An 18,949-nucleotide genomic window follows, 5' to 3' on the forward strand; every position below is an offset into this window, starting at 1 on the left:
CTTGCGGGATCGCTGGGTCACCGGGGCCTACGCCCGTCGTCGGTGATGCCGGTGGCGCCGGTGGTGTCGGTGACACCGGTGATGCGGAACCGCAGTCGGCAGATCACCGCGTCCGTGTCTCGGCGTACCGCGTGGGCCACGACCGAGCCGCGCTGGTTCTGCAGGAGCCGCTGCCACAGGTGCGCCGGCTCGGTCTCCGGGATCAGTACGGTGACCTGCGCGTCCGGGTTGGTCGCGGTGAGTTCGCGTACGTAGCCGGAGACAGGGCGGCCGAGGGCGCGGGTCGGCGAGGTGACCTCGACGAGCTCGACTCCCGGGTTCCACAGCTCCCAGTCGCGGCGCAGAGCCTCGGCCGCCTGCCGGTCCTCGGACGCGGAGTGCGTGACGGTGACGGCGAGGACCTCGTCGCCCAGCGAGCGGGCGGCGGTCAGTGCCTGGCGGGTCAGCTTCGACAGCCCGGAGACGGGTACGACGACCAGCGAGCGGGACCGAGTCGGGGACTGCGGGATCCGGCCGAGCTCCAGGCGCTCCCCGATCTGTGCGTACGTCCGCTGGATCTTCTCGAAGCCGAGGACCAGCAGCGGCAGGGCGAGGACGATGATCCAGGCGCCCTCGGTGAACTTGGTGGCGGTCACGACGACGGCAGCGACACCGGTGAGGACCGCTCCGAAGCCATTGAGCGCCGCCTTGTTGCGCCAGCCCGCGGGGCGTTCCCCGTACCAGTGCCGGACCATTCCGACCTGGCAGATCGTGAAGCCGACGAACACGCCGATCGCGAAGAGCGGGACGAGGGTGTTGGTGTCGCCGCCCGAGAAGACCAGCAGGGCCGCGGAGACGGCGGCCAGTGCGAGCACGCCGTGGCGGTGGACCTGGCGGTCGGCCTTGAGCGAGAAGAGGTGCGGCAAGTAGTTGTCGCGGGCCAGCAGGCTCATCAGGACGGGCAGTCCGCCGAAGGAGGTGTTCGCGGCGAGCGCCAGCAGCACCATCGTGGCGAACTGGACCACGTAGAAGGCGATGTTGTGCCCGAAGGAGGCGTCGGCGAGCTGGGCGAGGACGGTGACGCCCTCGACCGGCTGGAGGTGGAAGCGGCCGATCAGGATGGACAGGCCGATCAGCATCACGCCGAGCAGGGCGCCGAGCGCGACCTCGGTGCGCTGCGCGCGCCGCGCGGCCGGGGCACGGAAGGACGGCACGGCGTTGGCGACGGCCTCGACACCGGTCAGGGCCGAACAGCCGGCAGCGAAGGCCTTCAGCAGGAGCAGCGCGCCGACGGCCCCCGAACTGTGTTGCAGTGCGCCCTCGCCGAGGGCGGAGGCGTGCCCTGCGGCGGACGCCGTGCTGACGGGCCCGTCCCGGAAGAGACCGACGGTGATCATGGCGAGGATCGAGCCGACGAACACCGCGGTCGGTATCAGGAAGGCCTTCGCCGAGTCGACCACGCCGCGCAGGTTCACGACCGTGACCAGCACCAGGACGGCCAGGCACATCCAGACCCGCTCGCCGTACAGCTCCGGGAACGCCGAGGTCAGCGCGGCGACTCCGGCCGTGACCGACACGGCGACGTTCAGCACGTAGTCCAGGATCAGCGAGGCCGCGGCCACCAGGCTCGTACGCCGTCCCAGGTGCCGCTTGGCCACGGCGTACGAGCCGCCGCCGTCCGGGAACGCCGCGATCACCTGCCGGTACGAGGCCACCAGCACCGCCAGCAGCACCGCGATCGCCACGGTGACCGGGAGCGTGAACCCCATCCCGTACGCGCCGGCCGCCGCGAGCACCAGAACGATCGACTCCGGCCCGTAGGCGACGGACGCCATGGCATCCAGCGAGAGCGCGGCGAGCCCCTGGAGCGCGGTGAGCTTGTGCCGGTCGCCGGCCCGGGCATCGGGGGGCTCCTCCGTGCCGGGGACCCTGGTCGCCGTGTCCGTCTTACCTGTGTGCATGGCCATGTTGTTGCCGGTCCCTCCGATTGAGCAAAGACGAGGGACAGCGTCTGGGCGGGAACGGGGCATCGCCAGCCGTCTTGGCGACATCCATACGTCCGCCACCCCACTCTTCACGCCCTCCTGACGACAGCGGGCACCTCGGCGGCGGGGAGGGCGAGGACCATGGTCAGGCCGCCGCCGGGGGTGTCCTCCGGTGTGAGCGTGCCGGCCATCGACTCGGTGAGGCCGCGCGACAGGGCGAGGCCGAGCCCGACGCCGGTGGTGTTGTCGGTGTCCCCCAGCCTCTGGAACGGTACGAAGGCCTTCTCCCGGTCGGCGGCGGGCAGCCCGGGCCCGCGGTCGACGATCCGGAACTCGACGCGGCCGCCGAGCGCGCTGGCCGTCAGCAGCACCGACGTTCCCGCCGGGGCATGGCGGGCGGCATTGCCGAGGAGGTTCGCGATCACCCGTTCCAGCAGCGGCGGGTCTGCGAGCACGGCGGGAACCGTCTCCAGCCCCCGGGTCTCGACGGCGGGCGCATCGGGCGGCAGGCCTTCGAGGGCGGCCGGCAGCACCTCCTCCAGTACGGTGGGGCGCAGGCTCAGGGTCAGCGCCCCGGCCTGGAGGCGGCTCATGTCGAGCAGGTTCTCGATCAGCCGGTTGAGGCGGGCCATGGACTCGTCGGCGGTGGCGAGGAGTTCGGCCCGGTCCTCCTCGCTGAACTCCACGTCCCTGCTGCGCAGGGAGCTGATGGCAGCCCAGCCCCCGGCGAGCGGTGTGCGCAGGTCGTGGCTGACCGCGGCGAGCAGCGCCGTACGCATCCGGTCCGCGGCCCTGACGGGTTCCACTTCGGCGGCCGCCTCGGCGAGGCGGGCCCGCTCCACCGCGGCGGTCACGTGAGCGGCGAAGGCGGTGAGGACGCGGCGCTCGGAGGACGGCAGCGTACGGCCGCGCAGGACCAGCCTGGCGTCCTGCCCGATCGGCACCTGCGTCCCGGGAACGCCCGTGCGCGCAGGTGGCGTTGACGCCTCGGCCGCCGGTACGTCCAGCAGCTCGACGGAGTCCATGCCGAAGGTCTCCCTCGCCCGTTCCAGGAGCGCGGGAACCGTCTGGTCGCCGCGGACGATCGACCCGGCGAGCGAGGACAGCGTCTCCGCCTCGGCCGTCGCCCGCGCCGAGCGGCGCGAGAGCCGCAGTGACCGGTCCACCACTGCCGCCACCGTCCCGGCCACCACCGCGAACACCACGGTGGCCAGCACGCTGTCGAGGGTCGACGTGAACGCGCCGACGGGCGGGATGAACCAGTAGTTCAGCAGCAGTGAGGCGGTGACGGACGCGACGACGGCGGAGACCACCCCGCCCACGCAGGCCACGCCGACGACGGTGAGCAGGAAGAGCAGGGCCTCGCTGGTGAGGTTGAGGCTGCCGCGCGTGTGGTCGAGGAGGAAGGTGAGCGCGATCGGCAGGACGAGGCCCAGCACCGGCCCCGCGATGAGGCGTGACGTCGGCAGCGTGCGCCGGCGGGACGGCAGCAGGCGTCCGCTGCCCGCCCGTTCGTGGGTGACCATGTGGACGTCGATGTCGTCGGAGTGCCCGACGACCGTCTCCCCGATGCCGCGCCCGGTGAGGAAGCGTTCGAGGCGGCTGCGGCTGCTGGTGCCGAGGACCAGCTGGGTGGCGTTCTCGGCGCGGGCGAACTCCAACAGCGCGGTCGGGACGTCGTCGCCGACGACGCAGTGGTAGCTGCCGCCGAGACTCTCGGCGAGGGCCCGCTGCCCGGCCAGCGCGGCGGACGAGGCCCCCGCGGCCAGGCCGTCGCTGCGGGTGATGTGCACGGCGAGCAGGTCGCCGCCGGCCGACCGGGCGGCGATCCGGGCGGCCCGGCGGATGAGGGTCGCCCCCTCCGGGCCGCCGGTGAGCGCGACCACGACCCGCTCCCGGGTCTCCCACACCCCGCCTATGCCGTGCTCCGAGCGGTACTTCTGCAGGGCCTCGTCGACGCGGCCCGCCACCCACAGCAGCGCGAGCTCCCGCAGGGCGGTCAGGTTCCCGACCCGGAAGTAGTGGGCGAGCGCCGCGTCGACCTGTTCCGGCGGGTACAGATCGCCGTGGGCCATCCGGCGCCGCAGCGCCTCGGCGGGCAGGTCGACGAGTTCGAGCTCGTCGGCGCGGCGCACCACGTCGTCGGGCACGGTCTCGTACTGCGGCACACCGGTGATCTTCTCGACCACGTCACCGAGGGACTCCAGGTGCGCGATGTTCACGGTGGTGACCACGTCGATCCCGGCGGCGAGCAGCTCCTCGACGTCCTGCCGGTGGGCGGAATCGGGGCCGCCGGGGGCATCGGTGTGCGCGAGCTCGTCGACCAGCGCCACCTCGGGCCGCCGGGCGAGGACCGCGTCCAGGTCCAGCTCCCCCTGGGCACGTGGCAGGAGTTCGAGACCGGCGAGCTTCTCCTGCGTACGACGGCGCCCGCGGCAGTCGACGTACGCGACCACCACATCGGTGCCGCGCTCGGCCCGGCGCCGGCCTTCGTCGAGCATCCGGCAGGTTTTGCCCACCCCCGGTGCCGCGCCGAGAAGGACCTTCAACCGCCCGCGCCGGACTTCCGCCGCCACCACCGAACCCGCCTCCTCGTTCCCGACGCGCGCGTAGGACACGACACCGCCAGGTCATCATCGGGCGAGTGCGGCGCCCGGCGGGGTCCGGCCCGGGGACCTTGACGCGGTTCTGTCGCGGCCGTCCGGTGCGCGGGGCCACGACGTGCAGACTGCGGGTATGGCAACCCTGAACGGCTCCCCCGCCTCCCCCGCGGCCCTACAGGCCCTCGCACTGACCAATTACGGGCATTTCACCACCATGAAGGTCGAGGACGGCGGGGTGCGGGGGCTGGCCCTGCACCTCGCCCGGCTCGTCGCGGACTGCCGTGCGGTGTTCGGGGCGGAGCTGGATCCCGAGTGGGTGCGGGAGTGCGTACGCAGGGAGGCCGGCGGCGGGCGGGCCGGGGCGGTCATGGTGCGGGTCACGGTCTTCGACCCCGAGCTGGACCTGACGGCCCCCGACCGTGCGCGGCGGCCGGGCGTGCTGGTGACGACACGCCCCGCCGCGGGCACTGCCGACCGCCCGCTGCCGGCGCTGCGCGTGCAGCGGCTCCCCTTCCACCGCGATACGCCGTCCGTGAAGCACGTGGCGCTGTTCGGGCAGCTGCGGCTGCGGCGGGCGGCACGGCTCGCCGGGTTCGACGACGTGCTGTTCGCCGGTGCGGACGGGCCGGTCTCCGAGGGCTGCACGTGGAACATCGGCTTCGTGGACGAGGCCGGGGCCGTGGTCTGGCCCGATGCCGAGGTGCTTGCGGGGACGACGATGCGGCTGCTCCGGGCCGCCGGGGCCGGACATGTCACGGCTGCGGTGACGGATGTCCGGCTGCGCTCGATGCGGGCGGCGTTCGCCACGAGCACCGGCCTCGGCGTACGGGCGCTGGCGGCGGTCGACGACATCGCCTTCCGCGCCGACGACCCGGTGATCGGCGCACTGCGGGAGTCCTACGCCGCCGTACCCCTGGAGCGTCTGTAGCGGGGTGGTGGAACCCCTTCAGGCGGTGTCCATGTCGGAGATCTTGAAGACCGTCCTCATGGTCTGCCGGTCGATGAGGCGCGCGAGCCGCCGGAGCGCGTCCGAACCCTCCCTCAGGGTGCCGAGGGACAAGCTCACCTGGACGCCCTGGTCGAACAGGTGCCACAGGGCCGGGTTCGCCGCGAGGACCCGCGGATCGACCTCCAGCCGGTTGCCGTCGAGGTCCCTCAGGACCAGTCGCTGCGCGACACCGTCGTGCCAGGCGACCGAGACGAGCCGGTCGGTGCGGACCCGGCGGTGGTGGAGCGGTCCCCGGGTCATGAGCATGCCCGGGGTGGCGCGGACCCGGGTGGGCCAGAGGACGGCGAGCAGTGTGAGGCCGAGGGCCGTCCAGAGCAGGACGCGCTGCCAGTGGGTGCAGCCGGCCGCGGCGTCGACGGCGAGGAGCAGTCCCGGGAACAGCACGGCGATACCGGCTGCGGCCCGGGCGTCCGGCGCCCAGTTGTGGTCCTGCACGAGTTTCGGTCCAGGCATGCGGTCCATGGAACGGCGGCGGTCGGGCACCGGCCCGCATCGCTGACGTTCTTCTGACACCGGAACCGCAAACCCTGACGTCCTTCTGATGCGCGGGAGTGGAAACCGTATGAAACGCATCAAAAGGCCGTTCCCCTCCGATACGCCGGCGGACCGCGCGGGCACTGTGGAGGTGGCGGAGCACCGCCCCCACCAGGAGAATCGGAGACATGATCCATGGACGCTGAGAACGTGGTCGGGCTGATCATCGCCCTCGCTCTGCTCGGCTACCTCATTGCGGCCCTGATCAAGCCCGAGAGGTTCTGACAAGGTTCCGATCGACCCGACCGACCCGACCCACCCGAATCGTGACCAGCGCGTCCGGACGGGAGGCAGCACATGTCCGGGTATCGACTCCACGACAGCCTCGCCCTGATCGCGGCCCTCGTGGTCCCCTTCCTCGTGGCCCTCGCGCTCGTGCCCTTCCGTACGGATCTCTCGGCGACGAACGCCGCCCTGATCCTGGTCGTCGCCGTGGTCGCGGTCGCCGCGTTCGGCACCCGGGCGGCCGGGGCCCTCGCCGCGCTGTCGGCCGCGGCCTGGTTCGACCTCTTCCTGACGCAGCCGTACGGTCGCTTCACGATCACCGAAGGTGACGACGTCCAGACGGCCGTCCTCCTCCTGATCGTCGGCCTGATCGTCTCCCAGCTGGCCGTCCGCGCACGCCGCCTCCAGGGCGCCGTGGCCACCGATGCCTCGCACCTGTCCCAGCTGGAGGGCACGGTCCGGCTCGCCGAGGGCGGGAGCTCCCCCGAGGCCGTCGTCGAGCACGTGCGCCACGAACTCATCGGCCTGCTGGACCTGCGCGGCTGCCGCTTCGAGTACGGGTCGCTCATCGGGCACCTGCCCCGGCTGGAGCACGACGGCACCCTGTGGCTCGGCCTCGACACCGGGGAGAGCGAGGCCACGTACTGGCCCGACCTGTGGCCGGAAGGCGAGACCGAGCTGCGCGCCCTCGGCGGCGGGCACTACTACGGACGCTTCCTCCTCGACCCGGTACCGGGGCCGCTGCCCCCGGAGCAGGCCCGGCTCGTCGCCGTCGCCCTCGCCGCGCAGGCCGGCGCCGCCCTGGATTCGGCCGGGCTGGCTCACGGCGGCTGAGCCTCACCGCTGCCGAACCGGTTCTGCGTCAGGGTGGCATCAAGAGATCCGGCCTGCCCGTATGGAGCCCGTCAAGAGGTCTTAACGCCCGCCTGAGCTCGCGGTTTGCTCTACATCGGCCGTCTGGCCGAAATCCATTTCATCACTTCATCCAGGAGCTCACGATGGCCGATCTGGCCTTCGTCGTCACCACGGTCGCGGTCTTCGCGCTGGTGGCTCTCATCGCCCGAGGGGTGGCCAAGCTGTGACCGCCGAGAACATCGTCGGCCTGCTCGTGGCCGTCTCCCTGCTGGGTTACCTCGTCCTCGCCCTCGTGTACCCGGAGAGGTTCTGAGCACCGATATGAGCCCCGTAACCGCTGGTGTGCTGCAGCTGCTCGCGCTCGTCGCCGCGCTCGCCCTCGCATACCGTCCGCTCGGCGACTACATGGCCCGGGTCTACTCCTCCGAGAAGCACTACCGCCCGGAGAAGTGGATCTACAAGGCCATCGGCGCCAACCCCTCGGCCGAGATGCGCTGGCCCGCGTACCTGCGCGGCGTCCTGGCCTTCTCCGCAGTGAGCGTCCTCTTCCTCTACGCCCTGCAGCGGCTGCAGGGCAGCCTGCCCGGCTCGCTCGGCTTCGTGTCGATCGACCCCGACCAGGCGTTCAACACCGCCGCGTCCTTCGTGGCGAACACCAACTGGCAGTCGTACTCCGGCGAGCAGGCCATGGGCCACGTCGTGCAGACCGGCGGCCTCGCGGTGCAGAACTTCGTCTCGGCCGCGGTCGGCATGGCCGTCGCCGTGGCCCTCGTACGGGGCTTCGCCCGCTCGCGCACCGGCGAACTCGGCAACTTCTGGTCCGACCTGGTGCGCGGCACCGTCCGGATCCTGCTGCCCATCTCCGTGATCGGCGCGCTGGTCCTGGTCGCCTGCGGTGTCATCCAGAACTTCGCCGGCATCCACGAGGTCGGCCAGTTCTTGGGTGGTAAGCAGCAGTGGAACGGCGGGGCGGTGGCCTCGCAGGAGGTCATCAAGGAGCTGGGCACGAACGGCGGCGGTTACTTCAACGCCAACTCGGCCCACCCCTTCGAGAACCCCACCCCGTTCTCCAACCTGTTCGAGATCTTCCTGATCCTGGTCATCCCGTTCGCGCTGACCCGCACCTTCGGCCGCATGGTCGGCAACCTGCGCCAGGGCTACGCGATCCTCGCCACCATGGGCATCATCTGGCTCGGGTTCACCGCCCTGATGATGTGGACCGAGTTCGCCCACCACGGCCCGGCCTTCGACATCGCCGGCGGCGCGATGGAGGGCAAGGAGACCCGCTTCGGCATCGGCGCCTCCTCGATCTTCTCCGTGGCGACCACGCTCACCTCGACCGGTGCGGTCAACTCCTTCCACTCCTCCTTCACCGGACTGGGCGGCGGCATCCAGCTGCTGGGCATGCAGCTCGGCGAGATCGCGCCCGGCGGCGTCGGCTCCGGCCTCTACGGCATGCTGATCATGGCGATCATCGCGGTGTTCATCGCGGGTCTGATGGTCGGCCGCACGCCGGAGTACCTGGGCAAGAAGATCGGCACCCGCCAGATCAAGCTGGCCGCCTGCTACATCCTCATCACCCCGGCGCTGGTGCTCTGCTTCACCGCCGCCGCGATGGCGCTTCCGACGCCCGGCAACTCGATGGCCAACCCGGGTGCGCACGGCTTCTCCGAGATCCTCTACGCCTACACCTCCGGCGCCAACAACAACGGCTCCGCGTTCGCCGGCCTCAACGCCGACACGCAGTGGTTCAACAGCACCATCGGCATCGCCATGCTCCTGGGCCGCTTCCTGCCCATGGTGTTCGTCCTCGCGCTGGCCGGCTCGCTCGCCGAGCAGCAGCCCGTACCGGAGACGGCGGGCACCCTCCGTACCGACAAGCCGCTCTACGCGGGCCTGCTCGTCGGCACGATCGTCATCATCACCGGTCTGACCTATTTCCCCGCCCTCGCGCTGGGTCCGCTCGCTGAAGGGCTCGCCTCATGAGCACCATCACCCCCACCCGTGCTCCGCACGAAGACCTGCCCACCGGACACAAGCCGCCTGCCGGCCGTGTCGGCGGCGGTCTGTTCGACCCCAAGGCGCTGCTCAAGTCCTTCCCCGACGCGGTGAAGAAGCTCCACCCGCGCGTCATGGTCAAGTCGCCGGTCATGTTCGTGGTCCTCGTGGGGTCGGTGGTCACCACCGCCCTGGCGATCAAGGACCCGACGGACTGGTTCGGCTGGGCGATCACCGCCTGGCTGTGGCTGACCACCATCTTCGCCAACCTCGCGGAGGCCGTGGCCGAAGGCCGCGGCAAGGCCCAGGCCGACACCCTGCGCAAGGCGAAGACGGACACCGTCGCCCGCCGTCTGACCGACTCCGGCGAGGAGCAGGTCCCGGGCACGGAGCTCCGTATCGGCGACCTCGTGGTCTGCGAGGCCGGCGACATCATCCCCGGCGACGGTGACGTCGTCGAGGGCGTCGCCTCGGTCGACGAATCGGCCATCACCGGTGAATCGGCCCCCGTCATCCGCGAGTCGGGCGGTGACCGCAGTGCGGTGACCGGTGGTACGAAGGTCCTCTCGGACCGGATCGTCGTCAAGATCACGACGAAGCCCGGCGAGACCTTCATCGACCGCATGATCGCGCTCGTCGAGGGCGCGGCCCGCCAGAAGACGCCCAACGAGATCGCCCTCAACATCCTGCTGGCGTCGCTCACCATCGTCTTCCTGCTCGCCGTCGTCACCCTGCAGCCGTTCGCGATCTACGCGGACGCCAAGCAGTCGATGATCGTGCTCACCGCGCTCCTGGTCTGCCTGATCCCCACCACGATCGGCGCCCTGCTCTCGGCCATCGGCATCGCCGGCATGGACCGGCTCGTCCAGCGCAACGTCCTGGCCATGTCGGGCCGTGCGGTCGAGGCCGCCGGCGACGTGTCGACCCTGCTGCTCGACAAGACGGGCACGATCACCCTCGGCAACCGCCAGGCAGCCGAGTTCGTCCCGGTCAAGGGCACGACGGAGGCCGAACTGGCCGACGCCGCCCAGCTGTCGTCGCTGGCCGACGAGACCCCCGAGGGCCGCTCGATCGTGGTCCTCGCGAAGGAGAAGTACGGGCTGCGCGAGCGCCACCAGGGCGAGCTCGCCCAGGCGGAGTGGATCGCCTTCACCGCCCAGACCCGTATGTCGGGTGTGGACGTCGACGGCAAGAAGACCCGCAAGGGCGCCGCCGGTTCGGTCATCACCTGGGTGAAGGAGCAGGGCGGCGAAGTCTCCGACGACGCCGACCTCCTCGCCAACCGGATCTCCGAGGCCGGCGGCACCCCGCTCCTCGTGGCGGTCGAGGACGAGAAGGGTGCCCGGATCCTCGGTGTCATCCACCTCAAGGACGTCGTCAAGGAGGGCATGCGCGAGCGGTTCGACGAACTGCGCCGCATGGGCATCAAGACGATCATGATCACGGGCGACAACCCGCTGACGGCCAAGGCCATCGCGCAGGAGGCCGGCGTCGACGACTTCCTCGCCGAGGCCACCCCCGAGGACAAGATGGCCCTGATCAAGCGGGAGCAGGCGGGCGGCAAGCTGGTCGCGATGACCGGTGACGGTACGAACGACGCACCGGCCCTCGCCCAGGCGGACGTCGGTGTCGCGATGAACACGGGCACCTCGGCCGCCAAGGAGGCCGGGAACATGGTGGACCTGGACTCCAACCCCACCAAGCTCATCGAGATCGTCGAGATCGGCAAGCAGCTCCTCATCACCCGGGGCGCGCTCACCACGTTCTCCATCGCCAACGACGTCGCGAAGTACTTCGCGATCATCCCGGCCATGTTCGCCGTGGTCTACCCGGGCCTGGACAAGCTCAACGTCATGGGCCTGCACTCGCCGAACTCGGCGATCCTGTCCGCGGTCATCTTCAACGCGCTGATCATCATCGCGCTGGTGCCGCTCGCCCTGAAGGGCGTGCAGTACAAGCCCACCAGCGCCGACAAGATGCTCCGCCGCAATCTGGGGATCTACGGACTCGGCGGCCTGATCGCCCCGTTCATCGGCATCAAGCTCATCGACATGCTCATCACCCTCATCCCCGGAATCGGCTGATATCCGCCATGAACAACTCCGTAGGCAACACCGCCCGCCTGCTCGGCGCCGGGCTGCGCGCCCTCCTCGTCCTGACCGTCATCTGCGGCGTGCTCTACCCGCTCGCCGTCACCGGCATCGCCCAGGTCGCCTTCGGCGACAAGGCGAACGGTTCCGAGATCAAGGACAAGAGCGGGCAGGTCGTCGGATCGTCCCTCATCGGCCAGACCTACAACCTGCCGAAGCAGAACCCTGACGACCCCGAGGAGGCGGCCAAGCCGGACCTGAAGTGGTTCCAGCCGCGCCCCTCCAACGGCCTCGGCTCCAACAGCGTCAACCAGCAGTACTCCCTGATCCTCTCCGGCGCCACCAACAAGGCGGGCGACAACCCGGATCTGGTCAAGCTGGTCACCGACGCCAAGGACGCCGTGATCGCGGACAACTCCACGGCGACGTACCAGGTCAAGCCCTCGGACGTACCGGCCGACGCCGTCACCTCCTCCGGCTCCGGCCTCGACCCGAACATCTCCCCGGAATACGCGAAGATCCAGGTCCACCGGGTCGCGGACCGGAACGGCCTCGACGTCAAGCAGGTCGAGAAGCTGGTGAAGGACAACACCACCGGCCGCACCCTCGGCTTCATGGGCGAGCCCCGCGTCAACGTCCTGGAGCTGAACACGGCGCTCAAGGCACTGACCAAGAGCTGATGGCCGTCCTGCTCACTCGGACGGGAATCCGGTGGGGCGCGGAAGCTCCGCGCCCCACCGGTTCCTTATCCGCCCGCAACGAAGAAAGGCTGTACACCCCATGACCCGGGTGCTCGTGGTGGAGGACGATCCGCAGCTCGTACGCGCCTTGAAGATCAATCTTCAGGCGCGCAAGTTCGAGGTGGCGGAGGCAGGTGACGGCCGCGCGGCCATCCGGCTCGCCGCCGACCGCAAACCGGACGTCATCCTCCTGGACCTCGGCCTGCCGGACATGGACGGCGTGGACGTGATCAAGAGCGTCCGCGGCTGGAGCCGGGTGCCGATCCTCGTACTGTCCGCGCGCCACACCTCCGAGGAGAAGATCCGCGCCCTGGACGCCGGCGCGGACGACTACGTGACCAAGCCGTTCAGCATGGACGAGCTGCTGGCCCGGCTGCGGGCCGCCACCCGGCGGCAGGAGGACCCCGCCTCCCCCGCCGGCCCCTCCGGGATCACGACCGACGAGTTCACCGTCGACCTCGCGGCCCGGAAGGTGGTGCGCGGCGAGCGCACGGTCCGTCTGACGCCCACCGAGTGGCATCTGCTGGAGCTGCTGATCGCCCATCCCGGTCATCTCGTCTCCCAGCGCAGGCTGTTGCTGGAGGTGTGGGGGCCGACGTACGCCGAGCACACCAACTACCTGCGCGTGTACATGGCCCAGTTGCGGCGCAAACTGGAAGCGGACCCCTCGCACCCCCGATACCTGATCACCGAGCCGGGCATGGGCTACCGCTTCGAACCCTGACGGACCTGACGGACCTCACGGACCTGACGGACAGACACGGCACAGCACATCGAGTGGAACGAGAAGTCGGCACCAGATGAGACGCGGAAAGCTCCGGATCTACCTCGGCTCGGCACCGGGCGTCGGCAAGACGTACGCCATGCTGTCCGAGGCACACCGCAGGATCGAGCGCGGCACCGACTGCGTCGTCGGCTTCGTCGAGCACCACGGCCGGCCGCGTACGGAGGTGATGCTGCACGGCCTGGACATGACTCCGCGACGGGAGATCGCGTACCGCGACAGCACGTTCACGGAGATGGACGTGGACGCCCTGCTGGCGCGCAGGCCCGCGGTCGCGCTCGTGGACGAGCTCGCGCACACCAACGTCCCCGGCTCGCGCAACGCGAAGCGCTGGCAGGACGTCGAGGAGCTGCTGCAGGCGGGCATCGACGTCGTCACCACGGTCAACATCCAGCACCTGGAGTCGCTCGGCGACGTGGTGGAGGCGATCACCGGCGTCCGGCAGCGCGAGACCGTTCCCGACGAGGTCGTCCGGCGCGCGGACCAGATCGAGCTCGTCGACATGTCCCCGCAGGCCCTGCGCCGGCGGATGGCGCACGGGAACATCTACAAGCCCGACCGCGTCGACGCCGCGCTGTCGAACTACTTCCGGCCCGGCAACCTCACCGCCCTGCGCGAGCTGGCGCTGCTGTGGGTGGCCGACCGGGTGGACGAATACCTCCAGGAGTACCGGGGCGAGCACAACATCCGCTCCACCTGGCAGGCCCGCGAGCGCATCGTCGTGGGCCTCACCGGCGGGCCGGAGGGGCGCACCCTGATCCGGCGCGCCGCCCGGCTCGCGGAGAAGGGCGCCGGGGGTGAGGTCCTCGCCGTCTACATCGCGGCCAGCGACGGCCTCTCCTCGGCCTCCCCGAAGGAACTGGCCGCCCAGCGCACGCTGGTGGAGGACCTGGGCGGGACCTTCCACCACGTCATAGGCGACGATGTCGCGCACGCCCTGCTGGAGTTCGCGCGGGGCGTCAACGCCACGCAGATCGTGCTGGGCGTCAGCCGCCGCCGGCCCTGGCAGTACGTGTTCGGGCCGGGAGTCAGTGCCACGGTGGCCGTGGAGTCGGGCCCCGACCTCGACGTCCACCTGGTCACTCACGACGCCGCGGCCCGGGGGCGGCGCAGCCTGCCGGTCGCGCGCGGCGCCCGGCTGGGCCGCTCGCGCCTCATCTGGGGCTGGCTGACCGGCGTCGTCGGCCCGGCGCTGCTGACGCTGCTGCTGCACGAGGTCGTACCCGAGCTCGGGCTCGCGAACGACATGCTGCTCTTCCTGACGTTCACCGTGGCCGCCGCGCTGCTCGGCGGGCTGCTCCCGGCCCTCGCGTCGGCCGCGTTCGGCTCCCTGCTGCTGAACTACTTCTTCACGCCACCGCTGTACCAGCTCACGATCTCCGACCCGCGCAACATCGTCGCCATCTCGATCTTCGTCGGCGTGGCCGTGTCGGTGGCCTCCGTCGTCGACCTGGCCGCGCGCCGCACCCACCAGGCGGCCCGGCTGCGCGCCGAGTCCGAGATCCTGTCCTTCCTCGCCGGAAGCATCCTGCGCGGCGAGGACTCGCTGGAGGCCCTGCTGGAGCGGCTGCGCGAGACGTTCTCCATGCGGGCCGTGGCCCTGCTGGAACGTGCCGACGAGGTCGAGCCGTGGACGACGGCCGCCACCGTCGGCACCGATCCGGTCAGCCGTCCCGAGGACGCCGACGTGGACATGCCGATCGGGGAGAACATGTCCCTGGCCCTGTCCGGGCGGGTCCTGCCGGCCGAGGACCGCCGCGTCCTCGGCGCCTTCGCCGCGCAGGCGGCCGTCGTACTCGACCGTCAGCGCCTGGTCGACGAAGCGGGCAGGGCCCGCGAACTCGCCGAGGGAAACCGGATCCGTACGGCCCTGCTGGCGGCCGTCAGCCACGATCTGCGCACCCCGCTCGCCGGGATCAAGGCGTCCGTCACCTCGCTCCGTTCCGACGACGTCGAGTGGTCCGAGGAGGACAAGGGCGAGCTGCTGGAGGGCATCGAGGAGGGCGCCGACCGGCTCGCCGCGCTGATCGGCAACCTCCTGGACATGTCCCGCCTGAACACGGGCTCCGTCGTTCCGCTGATCCGGGAGACCGACCTCGACGAGGTCGTCCCGATGGCGCTGGGCGGCGTACCCGACGGCAGTGTCGAGCTGGACATCCCGGAGATCCTCCCGATGGTCGCCGTCGACCGCGGGCTGCTCGAACGGGTCGTGGCCAACGTCGTCGAGAACGCGGTCAAGTACAGCCCGGACGGGCAGCCCGTCCACGTGTCCGCCAGTTCGCTGCTCGACCGGGTCGAGCTGCGGGTCGTGGACCGCGGACCGGGTGTTCCCGACGAGGCCAAGGACCGGATCTTCGAACCCTTCCAGCGGCACGGGGACGCCCCGCGCGGCGCGGGGGTCGGCCTCGGGCTCGCGGTCGCCCGCGGTTTCACGGAGGCGATCGGCGGCACGCTGACCGCCGAGGACACCCCGGGCGGCGGGCTCACCATGGTGCTCACCCTGCCGACGGCCGGGGACACCCCGGCGGCCGCGGCGGAACTGCCGGCGTCGGCGGTCACGTAAGGGTGACCGGGAGGCGGTGCACGCCGTAGATGTTCATGCCGGTCCGCAGGGGCACGTCCTCGGCGGGCACGGCGAGGCGCAGCCGCGGAAAGCGGGCGAGGAGCGCGGGCAGGGCCACGCGCATCTCGGCGCGGGCGAGTTGGGCGCCGAGGCACTGGTGGATGCCGTGGCCGAAGCCGAGCTGCCCGGCGGCCTTGCGGCGGACGTCGAGGGTGTCGGGGTCGGCGAAGCGGAGCGGGTCGCGGTTGGCGGCCTCGACGGAGAGGGTGACGCTCTCGCCGGCCTTGATCACCTGACCCTCCAGTTCGACGTCCTCCAGGGCCACCCGGACCATGGTGTGGGCGACGCTGAGGTAGCGCATCAGCTCTTCGACGGCGCTGTCGGCGAGGCCGGGATCGGCGCGCAGGGCGGCGAGTTGGTCCGGGTGGCTGAGCAGGGCGAAGGTGCCGTGGGCCAGCATGTTGGCGGTGGTGTCGAGGCCGGCGCCGAGGAGGAAGCCGCCGAGGCCGGCGAGTTCCTCCTCGGTGAGGTCGCTCTCGGTCAGATCGCCGAGCAGGTCGTCGGTCGGGGCCGTCCGCTTGGTCCGGACGAGCCGCGTCATGTACTCCTGCAGCCCGCCCATGGCGGCGAACCGTTCCTCCGTGCTCGCCTCCACGCTCATCAGGGCCACGGTGAAGTCGTGGAAGGTCTTGCGGTCCGCGTAGGGCACGCCGAGCAGCTCGCAGATGACCAGGGCGGGGATGGGCTGCGCGAAGGCCTGGACCAGGTCGGCTTCGGCGCCCTGCCGCTCCATGGCGTCCAGGTGCTCGGCGGCGATCTGCTCGATCCGCTCGGTCAGCAGGCGCATGCGGCGGGCCGTGAACCTTCCCGCGAGCAGCCGGCGGTAGCGCGTGTGGTCGGGGGCGTCCATCCCGGTCATGTCGCCGACGGGGGCCGGGGGCAGCGCGCCTTCGGGGCCGCCGGGGAAGGGGAAGTGCATCAGCTCGTAGCGGGAGCTGAAGCGGGGGTCCGCCAGCACGGCGCGTACGGGGCCGTAGCCGGTGGCCAGCCAGCCCTGGTGGCCGTCGGGGTAGACCATGCGGCGGACGGGCTGCTGCTCCCGCACCTCGGTCAGTTCGGCGGGCGGGGCGAAGGGGCAGCCGGCGGGGCGTGCGGTGGGCAGTGAGGTCAGCGGTTCGTGGTTCACGGTTCGGTTCCTCCGCGCTCGACTTTTACGGTGTGCAACTGCTTGGACTTGCACACCGTAAAAGAAGACTTGCACGGCGTGCAAGAGGTTGCGGGAACTGAGCTACGCTGACGCCATGCCGCGTGAGACGTTGAACCGTGACCAGATCGTCCGGGCCGCGATCGAGCTGCTCGACGCCGAGGGCATCGAGGGCCTGAGCATGCGCCGCCTCGGCGGGCGACTGGGCTCGGCGCCCACCGCCATGTACTGGCACGTGGGCAACAAGGAGAACCTCGTCGTCCTCGCCGCGGACCGGGTGTGGGGCGAGATCGAACCGCTGGACCCCGGTACGGCCGGCTGGCGCGCCGCGGCGCGGGCCCTGGCGTTCGACGCGCACGCGCTGGCCGCGCGGCACCCCTGGCTCATCAACGCCATCAGCACGCACTTCGTGTACGGGGACGGGGTGGCCCGGTTCCAGGACCACAGCTACGCGGTGTACGAGGCGGCCGGGTTCACGGGATGGGACCTCGACTGGGCGGTGAACACCGCTTACACGTTCGTGGCGGGCTCGGCCATCGACGAGGCGGTGACGGCGGCGATGGCGAAGGCGCAGATACGGCCGGGCAGGGGCGCGGAGGGCGACGGTCCGGTGCAGGACGTGGTGACCTGGGCGACCGGGATCGCGTCCCGGTACCCGCGGCTGCGCGCCCGCCTGGAGGAACAGGCGGTGGCCGACCCCGCCGAGACGACGCGCCGGAAGTTCGAGTTCGGCATCGAGGCCATCCTGGACGGCCTGGAAGCCCGACTCGCCCGCGGGACCACGTAGGCCGCCCGGCCGCAGCACCCCCCTGGGGCTGCGGGCCGAGCGGCCCTTGTGTCGTGCGACGGCGACGATCGGGAGCGCGTTCCGTCGCTTCCGGCCCCCCACGGTCCGGTCCGGTGGGCGTCATCCCGGCAGTGTCAGGTCACTGGCCGCTCAGCCGCCGCCCGGTCGCCCGCGAACCTGTCTCGCGCTACCGCCGCGAGATCATTCTGCCCGCCGAACCCCCCACCACCAGCCCGCCTTGACGCCCCCCTTCCGCCCAACCCCCCATCCTTGACGCCGTACTGACGCCTCTTAACAAAGCACTACTGGGGCCTGCGGGGGCGGATGCGGGCGGCCAGTACGGCGACGTCGTCCTCGGCGTGGCGGGCGTCCAGGGCCGCCACCACCGCGTCCACCATCTCCTCCACCGTCTCCCCCGCCGGCAGCCGCAGCCCGGCCAGCCGGGCCAGCGAGACATCGATGTCCTCGCCGCGCCGCTCCACCAGCCCGTCGGTGAACATCACCAGGGTCTCCTCCGTGGTGATCAATCGGGTCACGCCCTCGTAGCCGCCCACCCCGGTGCCCAGCGGCGGTCCCACCGGCACGTCGACCAGGACCGCCGTGCTGTCCGCCCCGAAGATCGCCGGCGGCAGATGGCCGGCGCTCGCGAAGTCCGCGACCCCGCGCGAGGGGTCGACCCGTACGAGCAGGCAGGTGGCGGGCCGCCGGGCCGGGTCCTCGGCCACCAGCGCGTCCAGCTGGCGCAGCACTCGGTGGGGGGCGAGATCCGTCGAGGCCACGTCGCGCAGCGTGGAGCGGTAGGCGTTCATGTCTACGGCGGCGTCGAGCCCGTGACCCATCACGTCCCCGACCACCAGCAGGGTGCGGCCGAAGTGCAGCCGGACCGTCTCGAACCAGTCCCCGCCCACCAGGGCCCGGGAGCCGACCGGCAGGTACCGGCTGGCCATCTCCAGATTGGGGTGCGGCCGGCCCGGCTCCGACACCAGCGCCCGCTGCAGGTTCAGTGCGGTGTCCTCGGTGGCGGCCAGCTCCCGGGCATGGCCCAGGTACACCGCCGCCAGCCGGGCCGCGAAGTGGACCGTCGCCGCCTCGTGGTCGCTGAAGCCGCCGTGGGCCCGTACGGCCAGCACCGCGCCGTGGACCCGATTCCGGGCCAGCAGCGGAACCGACACGAGGTGCACCCGGGTGCCGCCGGAGACCACCACCCACTCGGAGAGGGCGTGCCCGCCGTCCATGGCGCGTACGGAGGGCGACTCGTCGGTCTGCGCGGTCAGCAGCCCGACGGCCCCGGCTACCGCGACCCGGCTCAGCGTGCCGTCCTCGGCCCGCAGGTCCACCGCCACGGCGTCGCACAGATTGCGGAACAGGAAGCCGGCCAGCTCCTCGCACGTGGTGTTCTCGTCGAGTCTCGTCCCGATCTGCTCGGCCGCGGCCTCCATCGCGCGCAGCCGCGCGCGCAGCGCCTCGTACTCCCCTGGTGGCCCGGCGGACCTCCCGTCATGCTCCGACAAGACACCTCCCCGGCCCCGGCAGCCGAAGAAGCCATTCCACCAGCACCACCCGCCGCCCGTACGTTCGCCGCGCGCCTGCCGG

General features: G+C 71.4%; 15 protein-coding genes. 10 read left to right on the forward strand and 5 right to left on the reverse strand.

The window, feature by feature from the left end; translation table 11 throughout:
* Positions 1-17: 17 nt before the first annotated feature.
* Positions 18-1,946: an amino acid permease gene (locus ACIQU4_RS20610; RefSeq protein WP_403732527.1), complete on the reverse strand. Its 1,929-nt coding sequence runs from the start codon at positions 1,944-1,946 to the stop codon at positions 18-20.
* Between the two features lie 107 nt (positions 1,947-2,053).
* Positions 2,054-4,582 (reverse strand): ATP-binding protein, encoded by a 2,529-nt coding sequence (locus ACIQU4_RS20615; protein ID WP_403732530.1) that lies wholly within the window; start codon positions 4,580-4,582, stop codon positions 2,054-2,056.
* A gap of 118 nt (positions 4,583-4,700) precedes the next feature.
* Between ACIQU4_RS20615 and ACIQU4_RS20620 the strand changes: the two genes are divergently transcribed.
* On the forward strand, positions 4,701-5,495 hold the full coding sequence (locus ACIQU4_RS20620) for an aminotransferase class IV (RefSeq protein ID WP_403732532.1): 795 nt from the start codon (positions 4,701-4,703) through the stop codon (positions 5,493-5,495).
* A gap of 18 nt (positions 5,496-5,513) precedes the next feature.
* On the opposite strand, the gene ACIQU4_RS20625 is transcribed toward ACIQU4_RS20620, so the two are convergent.
* Positions 5,514-6,029, reverse strand: coding sequence for a hypothetical protein (locus tag ACIQU4_RS20625; RefSeq protein ID WP_403732534.1), 516 nt, complete (start codon positions 6,027-6,029; stop codon positions 5,514-5,516).
* 216 nt (positions 6,030-6,245) lie between these two features.
* On the opposite strand from ACIQU4_RS20625, the gene kdpF (ACIQU4_RS20630) reads away from it, so the two are divergent.
* From kdpF (ACIQU4_RS20630) to ACIQU4_RS20665, 8 genes are all read left to right on the forward strand, one after another.
* Positions 6,246-6,335 carry a K(+)-transporting ATPase subunit F gene (gene kdpF / locus ACIQU4_RS20630; protein WP_037836698.1) on the forward strand — a complete coding sequence of 30 codons (90 nt, stop codon included), beginning with the start codon at positions 6,246-6,248 and terminating at the stop codon, positions 6,333-6,335.
* A 72-nt stretch (positions 6,336-6,407) separates the two neighbouring features.
* On the forward strand, positions 6,408-7,169 hold the full coding sequence (locus tag ACIQU4_RS20635; RefSeq protein WP_403732536.1) for a DUF4118 domain-containing protein: 762 nt from the start codon (positions 6,408-6,410) through the stop codon (positions 7,167-7,169).
* A 244-nt stretch (positions 7,170-7,413) separates the two neighbouring features.
* Complete coding sequence (gene kdpF, locus ACIQU4_RS20640) at positions 7,414-7,503, forward strand: K(+)-transporting ATPase subunit F (RefSeq protein ID WP_037836701.1); 90 nt, start codon at positions 7,414-7,416, stop codon at positions 7,501-7,503.
* 8 nt (positions 7,504-7,511) lie between these two features.
* A complete protein-coding gene (gene kdpA, locus ACIQU4_RS20645) occupies positions 7,512-9,176 on the forward strand; it encodes a potassium-transporting ATPase subunit KdpA (protein WP_403732539.1) in 1,665 nt (554 codons plus the stop codon).
* A complete protein-coding gene (gene kdpB, locus ACIQU4_RS20650) occupies positions 9,173-11,272 on the forward strand; it encodes a potassium-transporting ATPase subunit KdpB (protein WP_403732542.1) in 2,100 nt (699 codons plus the stop codon). Before kdpA ends, kdpB begins: the two co-directional genes overlap by 4 nt.
* Before the next feature lie 8 nt (positions 11,273-11,280).
* The gene (locus ACIQU4_RS20655; protein ID WP_403732545.1) at positions 11,281-11,958 is read left to right on the forward strand and encodes a potassium-transporting ATPase subunit C; all 678 of its coding nucleotides are present in this window, start codon (positions 11,281-11,283) and stop codon (positions 11,956-11,958) included.
* A gap of 100 nt (positions 11,959-12,058) precedes the next feature.
* Positions 12,059-12,742, forward strand: a complete 684-nt coding sequence (locus tag ACIQU4_RS20660; protein ID WP_053691963.1) for a response regulator — start codon at positions 12,059-12,061, stop codon at positions 12,740-12,742.
* Positions 12,743-12,818: 76 nt separating this feature from the next.
* Positions 12,819-15,365, forward strand: coding sequence for an ATP-binding protein (locus tag ACIQU4_RS20665; protein ID WP_403732549.1), 2,547 nt, complete (start codon positions 12,819-12,821; stop codon positions 15,363-15,365).
* On the opposite strand, the gene ACIQU4_RS20670 is transcribed toward ACIQU4_RS20665, so the two are convergent.
* The gene (locus tag ACIQU4_RS20670; RefSeq protein WP_403732552.1) at positions 15,358-16,551 is read right to left on the reverse strand and encodes a cytochrome P450; all 1,194 of its coding nucleotides are present in this window, start codon (positions 16,549-16,551) and stop codon (positions 15,358-15,360) included. The two genes, ACIQU4_RS20665 and ACIQU4_RS20670, sit on opposite strands and share 8 nt — an antisense overlap.
* Positions 16,552-16,666: 115 nt before the next feature.
* Between ACIQU4_RS20670 and ACIQU4_RS20675 the strand changes: the two genes are divergently transcribed.
* Positions 16,667-17,356 (forward strand): TetR/AcrR family transcriptional regulator C-terminal domain-containing protein, encoded by a 690-nt coding sequence (locus tag ACIQU4_RS20675; RefSeq protein ID WP_403732554.1) that lies wholly within the window; start codon positions 16,667-16,669, stop codon positions 17,354-17,356.
* Positions 17,357-17,658: 302 nt separating this feature from the next.
* On the opposite strand, the gene ACIQU4_RS20680 is transcribed toward ACIQU4_RS20675, so the two are convergent.
* A complete protein-coding gene (locus ACIQU4_RS20680; RefSeq protein ID WP_403732557.1) occupies positions 17,659-18,867 on the reverse strand; it encodes a PP2C family protein-serine/threonine phosphatase in 1,209 nt (402 codons plus the stop codon).
* Positions 18,868-18,949 lie beyond the last annotated feature (82 nt).

Source organism: Streptomyces sp. NPDC090741 (assembly GCF_044769045.1).
Lineage (GTDB): Bacteria > Actinomycetota > Actinomycetes > Streptomycetales > Streptomycetaceae > Streptomyces.

What these genes read in the sequence shown, in the direction of transcription:
- kdpB (WP_403732542.1), top strand. Translation starts at nt 9,173, where the DNA reads ATGAGCACCATCACCCCCACCCGTGCTCCGCACGAAGACCTGCCCACC.
- ACIQU4_RS20665 (WP_403732549.1), top strand. Translation starts at nt 12,819, where the DNA reads ATGAGACGCGGAAAGCTCCGGATCTACCTCGGCTCGGCACCGGGCGTC.
- ACIQU4_RS20610 (WP_403732527.1), bottom strand. Translation starts at nt 1,946, where the DNA reads ATGGCCATGCACACAGGTAAGACGGACACGGCGACCAGGGTCCCCGGC.
- kdpA (WP_403732539.1), top strand. Translation starts at nt 7,512, where the DNA reads ATGAGCCCCGTAACCGCTGGTGTGCTGCAGCTGCTCGCGCTCGTCGCC.
- ACIQU4_RS20660 (WP_053691963.1), top strand. Translation starts at nt 12,059, where the DNA reads ATGACCCGGGTGCTCGTGGTGGAGGACGATCCGCAGCTCGTACGCGCC.
- ACIQU4_RS20635 (WP_403732536.1), top strand. Translation starts at nt 6,408, where the DNA reads ATGTCCGGGTATCGACTCCACGACAGCCTCGCCCTGATCGCGGCCCTC.
- kdpF (WP_037836698.1), top strand. Translation starts at nt 6,246, where the DNA reads ATGGACGCTGAGAACGTGGTCGGGCTGATCATCGCCCTCGCTCTGCTC.
- ACIQU4_RS20655 (WP_403732545.1), top strand. Translation starts at nt 11,281, where the DNA reads ATGAACAACTCCGTAGGCAACACCGCCCGCCTGCTCGGCGCCGGGCTG.
- ACIQU4_RS20625 (WP_403732534.1), bottom strand. Translation starts at nt 6,029, where the DNA reads ATGCCTGGACCGAAACTCGTGCAGGACCACAACTGGGCGCCGGACGCC.
- ACIQU4_RS20620 (WP_403732532.1), top strand. Translation starts at nt 4,701, where the DNA reads ATGGCAACCCTGAACGGCTCCCCCGCCTCCCCCGCGGCCCTACAGGCC.
- ACIQU4_RS20675 (WP_403732554.1), top strand. Translation starts at nt 16,667, where the DNA reads ATGCCGCGTGAGACGTTGAACCGTGACCAGATCGTCCGGGCCGCGATC.